7 protein-coding genes and 1 pseudogene are annotated in these 9,119 nt (G+C 53.3%); 4 read left to right on the forward strand and 4 right to left on the reverse strand.

Annotation, left to right across the window (positions count from 1 at the left end; translation table 11 throughout):
- Both H6F80_RS10975 and H6F80_RS10980 read left to right on the forward strand, forming a co-directional pair.
- Positions 1-912: SDR family oxidoreductase (locus H6F80_RS10975; RefSeq protein ID WP_518523557.1), on the forward strand; the 912-nt coding region annotated here is incomplete at its 5' end.
- Positions 913-1,070: 158 nt separating this feature from the next.
- Positions 1,071-1,568: an ureidoglycolate lyase gene (locus H6F80_RS10980; RefSeq protein WP_190791595.1), complete on the forward strand. Its 498-nt coding sequence runs from the start codon at positions 1,071-1,073 to the stop codon at positions 1,566-1,568.
- Between the two features lie 22 nt (positions 1,569-1,590).
- Here the strand turns inward: H6F80_RS10980 and H6F80_RS10985 are convergent, their stop codons facing one another.
- Positions 1,591-1,956 carry a hypothetical protein gene (locus H6F80_RS10985; RefSeq protein ID WP_190791596.1) on the reverse strand — a complete coding sequence of 122 codons (366 nt, stop codon included), beginning with the start codon at positions 1,954-1,956 and terminating at the stop codon, positions 1,591-1,593.
- Between the two features lie 664 nt (positions 1,957-2,620).
- Entirely contained in the window at positions 2,621-3,601 is a 981-nt protein-coding gene (locus H6F80_RS10990) for a pentapeptide repeat-containing protein (protein WP_242067290.1), read from the reverse strand.
- A 400-nt stretch (positions 3,602-4,001) separates the two neighbouring features.
- On the opposite strand from H6F80_RS10990, the gene ilvB reads away from it, so the two are divergent.
- Positions 4,002-5,891, forward strand: coding sequence for a biosynthetic-type acetolactate synthase large subunit (gene ilvB, locus H6F80_RS10995; protein WP_190791597.1), 1,890 nt, complete (start codon positions 4,002-4,004; stop codon positions 5,889-5,891).
- A 154-nt stretch (positions 5,892-6,045) separates the two neighbouring features.
- Here the strand turns inward: ilvB and H6F80_RS11000 are convergent, their stop codons facing one another.
- A complete protein-coding gene (locus H6F80_RS11000; RefSeq protein ID WP_190791598.1) occupies positions 6,046-6,909 on the reverse strand; it encodes a carbohydrate ABC transporter permease in 864 nt (287 codons plus the stop codon).
- A 156-nt stretch (positions 6,910-7,065) separates the two neighbouring features.
- Positions 7,066-8,127, reverse strand: coding sequence for a histidinol-phosphate transaminase (gene hisC, locus H6F80_RS11005; RefSeq protein WP_190791599.1), 1,062 nt, complete (start codon positions 8,125-8,127; stop codon positions 7,066-7,068).
- Between the two features lie 516 nt (positions 8,128-8,643).
- Here hisC and H6F80_RS11015 point away from each other — a divergent pair.
- Positions 8,644-9,119, forward strand: a pseudogene (locus H6F80_RS11015) (DNA polymerase I); the annotation flags it as partial.

A 9,119-nucleotide genomic window follows, 5' to 3' on the forward strand; every position in this document is an offset into this window, starting at 1 on the left:
ATCCCTACCATGACTTCTCCTCTCGCCCAACAAGTTGTCCTGATTACTGGTGCGTCGGCTGGCATTGGTGCAGCTCTGGCGATCGTCCTGGCAGAGAGACATCCGGGAATTCGTCTGGCGATCGCAGCTCGCAGTAAAGACAAGCTGGAGGAAGTTGCCGATCGTGGTCGAGCTGCAGGCGCAGAAGTGCTAACCGTTCCAACCGACATTCAGGTAACCGAGCAAGTCACTGCATTAGCCGAAACGGTACTGGCTCACTATGGACGAGTGGATGCGCTGGTCAACAATGCCGGATATGGACAAATGGGACCGAGCGAGCTAATTCCGGCAGCAGCAGCCAAGCGACAGTTTGAGGTCAATGTTCTCGGTCCTCTGGCACTGACCCGAACGCTGATTCCCACGATGCGCGAGCAGGGCGGCGGCAGAATTGTGAATATCAGCTCCCTTGGCGGACGCATTACCTTTCCCTTTGGTGGGCTCTATAGCGCATCAAAATTTGCTCTGGAGGCATTGAGCGACGCGCTGCGAATGGAACTGGAGCCGTTTAATATTCAGGTCAGCGTAGTTGAGCCTGGACCCGTTCGCACTGAGTTTTTTGGCGTGATTAATCAGGGCGTGCTGGAAACGATCGCTAACCCGCTCGACACCCCCTACCGTGCGGCTTTTCAGAAACTCGAACAGCTCGATCAGCAGGTCGATCGTCGTGCCTGGACTTCCGAACAGGTTGCCGAAGTAATTATTCGTGCGCTGACCGATCGCCAGCCCCAGCCCCGCTACATTGCCGCTACGGGCGGTCACTTTCTGGTGAACCTGATGACTAAGGTGCTGTCTACGAAGCAGGTCGATCGCTTCTGGCAGCGGTTTTATGGCATCGACCAAGTGGCGAGGGACTGGCAGAATCGGAGTCGGTAGGGGTGCGAACCACTTTTCTTTACAGGACAATTTATAGGACGATTTCCAGGTCGCTTGCCCCTGGGGAAACTGCAAAGCGATCGAGCTTTGAAATTTTGCTGAGATTGGCGTACTGTGAAAATTATGCTGTCGTAGCCTGTTAAAGCAGTGCCTGAGCCATGTCTTCATCGGTTTCCCTGGAATCTCTGATTGCTCAACCTATTACTGCCGAAGCATTTCGACCCTATGGTCAGGTAATTTTTGCCAGCCAGGACGGAAACGCGTACGACGCAGCAGATGCTCAGCTTCAGCTCGATCGGGGAATTCCTCGGTTTTACATTATGCGGCTACAGCAGCGGGGACGAAAGTTTTCTCGCATTACCCGCCACCAACAATGTACCCAATGCCTTGGCTCGCTCGAAGGTAAACCCTGGCTGATTGCGGTCGCGTCACCAGGTTCAGCCACCTGCCCCTTGCCGGAAGCGATCGCTGCCTTTCACATTCCGGGAAACTGCTTTATCAAGCTGAACGTGGGAACCTGGCACGCCGGCCCCTATTTCGACCCAGAGTGGATTGATTTTTACAATCTGGAACTCAGCGACACCAACCTTGTGGATCACGATACCTGCGACCTTAAAGCCGCCTACGGGCTGGAGTTCCTGATTGCTAATTCCTGATTTGCTTAAAAGGCTACAAAGGCTAAAGGGAATGGTTCATCGCGCCAACGAGCTTTCCCAATCCGGCGCGTGAAGGTTTGACCTCCAGGTAATACCGCAGGCTATACCCAACGCTGACGCCATTAACTTCCACGTCCGCTGCTCCGCTCACACCCATTGCTACCCGAACCAGGCGGATGAGAAGCCACTGATTGACGATCGCGCCCAGAATGACGACAACTGCGCCCCGCTGCGTGACCCGAAGCCCCTGAATTTCGTCCAATTCAAAGTGTTGCTTCAGGGTAGCGGTGACTCGCTTTGCTAAACCGTGGTAGTCGTACTCGCCACTGATTCCAATCCGTTCAGGCGGAATGGTGCTGAACAGCAGATTTGAGGTAGGTTGACCCATGGAAATCTTGTCACGCTCCACAATGTCCATCCCTGATTCAAAAGGGACAAGAGTTGACAGAAAATGCCGCCAAATACTGCCGCTTTCGCGATTGGCGATTACACCCTAATAAAATCCATTCATGCACCCTGCCCTGCCATTCACCGATCGCTCACACCTGTCAATAAGTCGCTGGTGCAATCAGACAAGGGATAGCTTCCAGAGTAGCGGGAGTAGTTCTGCTCGCTAGGGCTTTACCCCAAACTCTTGGCTTACCTCGCGGTGAATGCAAACCACCGACCTAAAACCTGGACCGTAAACTTTTGATGAGACAAGTTTCAAATATAGTTAAATTACCATAAAGTTCCTGCAAACGCATTACTAAATATTGCAGCTTCGCAAAGATTTAGAGTCAGGCAAGCAAACACTCCGAACCAGAGAACCAAAGCTAAAGAACGGCTGCAATTGCCTGCGGACTTCGGAGAAACTGCCTTTCATCCTGGCTTCAAAGCCCCCTAAAGCCAATCAGCCTCAGTGACCTAACGGCCGTGTAGAGCCAGGACTGCTGACGCAAATGTTCTTGCGTCTCTTGTGCATCTCTTGTTAAGTGCGCCTCTTAAATAAATAAATGCGCTCTTGAATAAGGGTGTCTCTTAAATAATCCGGGTTTCTAAATTTTGCAGTATCAGGAACGAACCGTGCCATCTGGCATTGTTGCGCCCTGAAGCCGGGTTCCGGTGAGCTTTACCATCAGGCGATCGGAGACGGCGATTTTAGCTCCTCGCAAATTTGCCCCGCTCAAGTCTGCCCCGCTGAGGTCTGCCCCGATCAAGTTCGCGCCTTCCAGGTTGGCGTTAGTCAAGTCTGCCTCTAGCAGGTTTGCCCGAAACAAATTTGCGCCGCTGAGGTTTGCGCCTGACAGGTTAATCCGGTGCAGAAACGCATCGCTGAGATTTGCGCCGCTGAGATTTGCCCGGCTCAAATTGCGCCCAGCCAGATCCTTTTCTTTCAGATCTGCCCCGCTCAAATCGGTTCCGCTCAGGTCCGGAGACTGGGAACGCGGCTGCGATCGAGGCGGTGACTGATAGCTTGATGAGGGTGGGGGCGGTGTCGCAGGACGAGACGGCTGATAGGAGCGATAGGACTGCGGATTAGGCGGATAGCCGCTCGGACGATAGGTTTGCTGATGAGATTGCTGATGCGGCGACTGATGCGACTGTGGCGGCTGATGGGATTGCGGCGGCTGATGCGACTGTGGATTCGATCGGTGTGACTGAGAATCCGATCGGGCTGAACTTGAACTATTGCTTGCTGCCGGATTGGCATGAGGACGGGGCGGCGGCTGGTAGTAATAGTAGCGAGGTGGAGCCGACTGGGCAGAAGGCTTGGGCGGAGAAGGGGGGCGAGCAGGCGAGGACTTGGGCTGGGCTTTGTCGTTCTGTCGCTCATTCTGCCGTTGGGAACGCAGCAAATCCCGCGCCTGGTTAATTTCTTTAATTTTCTCCTGTGCCTTTTCCTGGAGTCGAGGATTGTCTTTGGGAATGCGATCGGGATGCCAAATGAAGACCAGATCTCGATAAGCCTGGTTCACCTCTTCTAGAGACGCGCCAGGCTCCAATTCAAGAACTCTATAGTAGCGATCCAGGTCACCCATTCCTTTCAACATCACTCTTACTGGTTTAGCGGCTGCGCTGTTTTGTCTTCGACAAGCTGCGCTGTTTTGTCTTCGACAAAGGGACGCTCTGATAAAGTTACGCTCGGACGGTGACCCTCACGCTCCAAAGAGTCACTCTCTGCCAGTGTATCGACTCTAGCGATTGAATGGATTTATCAAGGAGTAAATCTTCTTATCCAGTCTAGAGCCATGTCCTTGCTTGCGTTATCAAATCCTGACCGATTACCCAGCGACCGATCTGCGGCAGAGGCCTGTAGGCTTGACAATTCCTGCAATTGCGCCAATCTAGCATAAATTTATTCTGCTGCTGGAGCCTCGACAGGAATCCCCTTTCGGAATTAGACTAAATTAATTATTCCTAATTGCAACAGCAGATACAGAATTCATCTTTATGGGTAAAGTTCTCCCTGTACCCTCTCAAGCCGCCACGATCGCTCAAACGATCCGTTCCGCCGCTCAAACCAAGCCTATTGAAGCCACTGGAGCCTTTGCGCTGATTGACAGCCTCAGACGACAAGGCGTGAGCCACATTTTCGGTTATCCCGGTGGGGCGATTCTGCCAATTTATGACGAGCTATATCGGGCAGAAACTGCCGGACATGTGCAGCATATTCTGGTTCGTCACGAGCAGGGGGCTGCTCACGCGGCAGATGGCTATGCCCGCGCCACAGGCAAAGTCGGCGTTTGTTTTGCGACATCGGGACCGGGAGCAACGAACCTAGTGACTGGGATCGCGACTGCTCAAATGGATTCGATTCCACTGGTGGTTATCACGGGGCAGGTTCCGCTGAGCGCGATCGGGACAGATGCGTTTCAGGAAACCGATATCTACGGAATTACGCTGCCGATCGTCAAGCATTCCTATGTGGTGCGCGATCCGGCAGATATGGGGCGCATTATCGCTGAAGCTTTTCACATTGCCAGTACGGGTCGTCCGGGTCCGGTGCTGGTGGATGTGCCGAAAGATGTGGCACTCATGAAGTTCGACTATGTTCCGATTGATCCGAGCGATGTGAGGCTGCCGGGCTATCGTCCGACGGTGAAGGGCAACCCGCGCCAAGTCAATCAAGCATTAAGGCTAATTCGGGAAGCGCGTCGTCCGCTGTTGTATGTCGGGGGTGGGGCAATCGCCTCTGGTGCCCACGGAGAAATCAAGGAACTGGCAGAACGCTACAGCATCCCAGTTACCACAACGCTGATGGGCATTGGCGCATTTGACGAGCATCACCCGCTCTCAGTGGGAATGCTGGGAATGCACGGCACTGCCTACGCAAACTTTGCCGTGACAGAGTGTGATCTGCTGATTGCGGTAGGGGCACGGTTTGACGATCGCGTTACGGGCAAGCTCGATGAATTTGCCTCCCGGGCGAAAGTGATCCACATTGACATTGACCCAGCAGAGGTGGGCAAAAACCGCATTCCTGATGTGCCGATCGTGGGCGATGTGCGAACGGTTTTGCTTGACCTGCTTCAGCGCGGCAGCGAAGACGGCACTCCGGCAAACTCGAATCAAACCCAGGAATGGCTACACCGAATCGATCGCTGGCGGCAGGACTATCCGCTGATCGTGCCTTCCTACCCAGAGGCAATCTCGCCCCAGGAAGTGATCGCTGAAGTCGGGCGGCAGGCTCCTGATGCTTACTACACCACCGACGTGGGGCAGCATCAAATGTGGGCGGCTCAGTTTCTCAAGAACGGTCCACGCCGCTGGATTTCGAGTGCAGGTTTGGGCACGATGGGCTTTGGAATGCCGGCGGCAATGGGGGCGAAAGTAGCACTGCCCAACGAGCAGGTCATTTGCATCAGCGGCGATGCTAGCTTCCAGATGAATTGTCAGGAACTGGGAACACTGGCGCAGTTTGGCATTGCCGTGAAAACGGTGATCATCAACAACGGCTGGCAGGGCATGGTGCGGCAGTGGCAGGAAGCCTTTTACGGCGAGCGGTACTCTTCGTCGGATATGCAGCCGGGAATGCCCGATTTCGTCAAGCTGGCAGAAGCCTTTGGCGTGAAAGGCATGATCATTCGCGATCGATCTGAGCTAGAGGATGGAATTGCCGCGATGCTGGCATATCCGGGGCCGGTACTGCTCGATGTGCGAGTCAAGCGCGACGAAAACTGCTACCCGATGGTGGCTCCGGGCAAGAGCAATGCTCAGATGGTAGGTTTACCCAAGCCTGCCCCCTCTGAACAGCAAGCTGAGCCAACGCTCTGTGTCAACTGCGGTACGAAGAATCTGCCCGATAGCAAATTCTGCCCGGAGTGCGGCACAAAGATTTAGGCTAAAGGGCACATTACGGTGCTGCGTCGCCTCCTAAATCTCCCAATCTTGGGAAACTTTGAAAGTCCAAAAGAAGGTAAAATTTAGGGCTTTTCAAACATCTGATCCCCGATTTCTTACAGGAGTCGGGGGTCTTTGTTTTATCAGTCAGTGATTACTCGCTCGCCTGCGAGCCACGTACCTGAAAATAAACTAGCCCCAGCGTCACCAGCAGTAACCCGATCGTGATTGCGGCGGCGTAGCCAAAATCAAACTGAGCAAATGCTTGCTCGTACAAATAAAACACCAGCAGATTTGTGGAATTAAGTGGACCGCCACCGGTCATGATGTAGGGCTGCTCGAAGCTGCGGAGCGTAAAAATCACGGTGGTGGTGGCAGCAAAAATCAGGGTCGATCGCAGTCCGGGCAGGGTGATATACCAGAACTGCTGCCAGTCGTTTGCGCCATCCAGCTCGGCGGCTTCGTAGCGACTCTGAGGAATGTTTTGCAGCCCTGCCAGAAATACCACCAGATTAAAGCCAATCTGCTTCCAAACGCTTAGGAGAATCAGCACGGGCATTGCCCAAACCGGACTGCTCAGCCAGGGTACGGCATTGATGCCAAACCAGCCCAGAAAGTGATTCACTGCTCCATCGGTCTGAAATAGCCAGCGAAATCCCAATCCAACTGCGGCGATCGACGTTACCGAGGGAATGAAATAAGCCGTTCGCAGCGCATCCCGCAAACCTATAGGCATCAGGCGATTGAGCAGCACTGCCAGTCCTAAAGGAAGCACCAGGCTGGGAATGACAGTGGCGATCGTAAAGTAAACCGTGTTGCCGACGATCTGCCAGAAATCAGAATCAGTGATCAGCCTTGCGTAGTTCTGCACTCCAACCCAGTGAACCCCTGCCCGCGTGAAGCTGCCCGTCGTAAAGCTGAGATAGACCAGATAGGCGATCGGATATAGGACAAAAATACCGAGCAGCAGCAGGGCAGGAGCCAAAAACAGCCAGGGGATAATTTGCTCATTCCGCATGAGCCACCGGAACTTGGGAAGGGGTGGGAGGAGTGTTCGAGCGATTGCATTGCTCCCTAAATCCCGCCGAATTGAGGAACTTTAAGGAGAGGAACTTTGAGGATTGGAGAAGGCTCCGTTTCATATCATGAGGCTCCCTGAATTCCTGAATTCTTGCTATTTCAGTAGACTAATCAGGGCTTCAATGAGCGTTTGGTTTTGCTCGTCGGTTCCGATCGTGATCCTCAGTTTGTCTTCCAATCCGGGCTGCTTAAAGTAGCGCACCAGAATGCCTCGCGCCTTGAGTGCCAGATAAAGCTGTTCGGCGTTGGTTTGCGGTGAAGTGGGCGGCGTTGCCAGGACAAAGTTTGCCTGGGAGTCCAGCACGGTGAAGCCGAGATGCTTTAAGTCGGTTGTGAGCTGAGCGCGAGAAGCTTTTACCTTTTCGGCACAGGCATTTTTGTAAGCCTGATCGCGCATTGCGGCAGCTCCGACGATCGTGGCAATGGCATCAATGTTGTAGCTGTCTTTAATTTTGAAGAGTCCTTTTAAAAGCGACGGTTGGGCAATGCCAAATCCCATTCGCAATCCTGCCAACGAGTAGCCCTTCGATAGGGTACGGAGAACCAATACATTGTCAAACTCCGACACAAGCGGCAGCGCAGAAGATTCTGCAAAATCCACATACGCCTCATCCACGACCAGCACCCCAGAAACCTGCTGAGCTAGCTTCCGCAAATCATCCAGCGGCACAGTATGACCCGACGGACTATTGGGCGACGCGATAAACGTGATGGCTCCCTTTGCTTCTGCTAAAGCCTCGATCGGCAGCGAAAAGTCTTCAGGATAGGGAACTTCGACCACTGCCGCAGGCTGCATTGCCGCCAAAGTTTGATAGAGCACATAGGTGGGCATTGGGTAAATGACTTTGCGATCGCCCCCCTCGGCACAGGCACGAATCAGCACGTTCAAAATCTCGTCACTGCCGTTGCCCACAATCACCCAGTCTGGCGGCACACTCAGAGCTTCACTCACTGCCCGACAAAACTCTTTCGCAAACGGATCAGGATAGCGGCGCAGCCATTCACCGTCGAGTTGACGCAGAGCCTCGATCGCCTGAGGAGAAGGGGGATAGGGGTTTTCATTGGTGTTGAGTTTAATAATGGGCGTACCGGGTTTGGGTTGTTCACCGGGAATGTAGCCCGTCATCTGGTCAACGGCAGTGCGAAAGTAGCTCATGGTCTGTTCGGCAGTAGAGGAAATGGGGAATAGGGAAGGCGATCGCAAAACTTTTATTGTAAAGCACACCAGGTTTGAGTAGAAATTAGCGCGTATCGCTGGTTCTGATTTACCCAAGTTTGACGTTTATGCGATCGGTCAGGCACAAAGCGGTGATTGGTTGAGTGTCTCAACAACTGCGATTGGGACATAGGACTCAGATCCTGAGGGAATCAGGTAATTGTCCAATCACCCTTCAATACCCTGAAATCCCTGACCAGTTTCGCTATTCTGAATACAGAACATTTGTATTATTGGCGTAGGACTGATCTCACCTGATCGCCTCCTGCAAAACTTGAGACTTTCGATACTGGGCAAACGCGATCGAACTCACCAAAGTAAAATCTAGGCAGCATTAAGAAGCCTCGAAAAAAGAAAAACTTCGTCCACCCTGACTCAATCTGATAAACTTACGATCGCCCTTCTGTCCTTCTCACTCCCTGCTTCCCTGCTCCCCACATCCGACCCGCCCTCATCATGTCTTCTGCCACCTCCCAGCCCAAAATTATTCTGATTGACGGACATTCCCTCGCGTTTCGCGCCTATTTTGCCCATGCCAAAGGGCGAGATGGTGGCTTGCGAACTTCGACCGGAATTCCGACCAGCGTGTCCTACGGCTTTCTGAAAGCTCTGATGGATACGATCGAGGCAGAAAAGCCAGATCACATTGCAGTTGCCTTTGACCTGGGCGATCCGACCTTTCGGCATGAGGCAGACGAAACCTATAAGGCAGGCAGACCAGACACGCCCGAAGATTTTATTCCTGATATGCACAATCTGCGGGAACTGTTGACGGCAATGAATCTGCCGATCGTCACTGCACCGGGCTACGAAGCAGATGATGTGATTGGGACGCTGGCGCGACGGGCGGCTTCAGAAGGGTGGCGGGTGAAGATTTTGTCGGGCGATCGCGATTTATTTCAGTTGGTTGACCCCGCTCAGTCGGTGACGGT

The organism is Leptolyngbya sp. FACHB-711 (assembly GCF_014695615.1).
GTDB lineage: Bacteria > Cyanobacteriota > Cyanobacteriia > Elainellales > Elainellaceae > Leptolyngbya_A.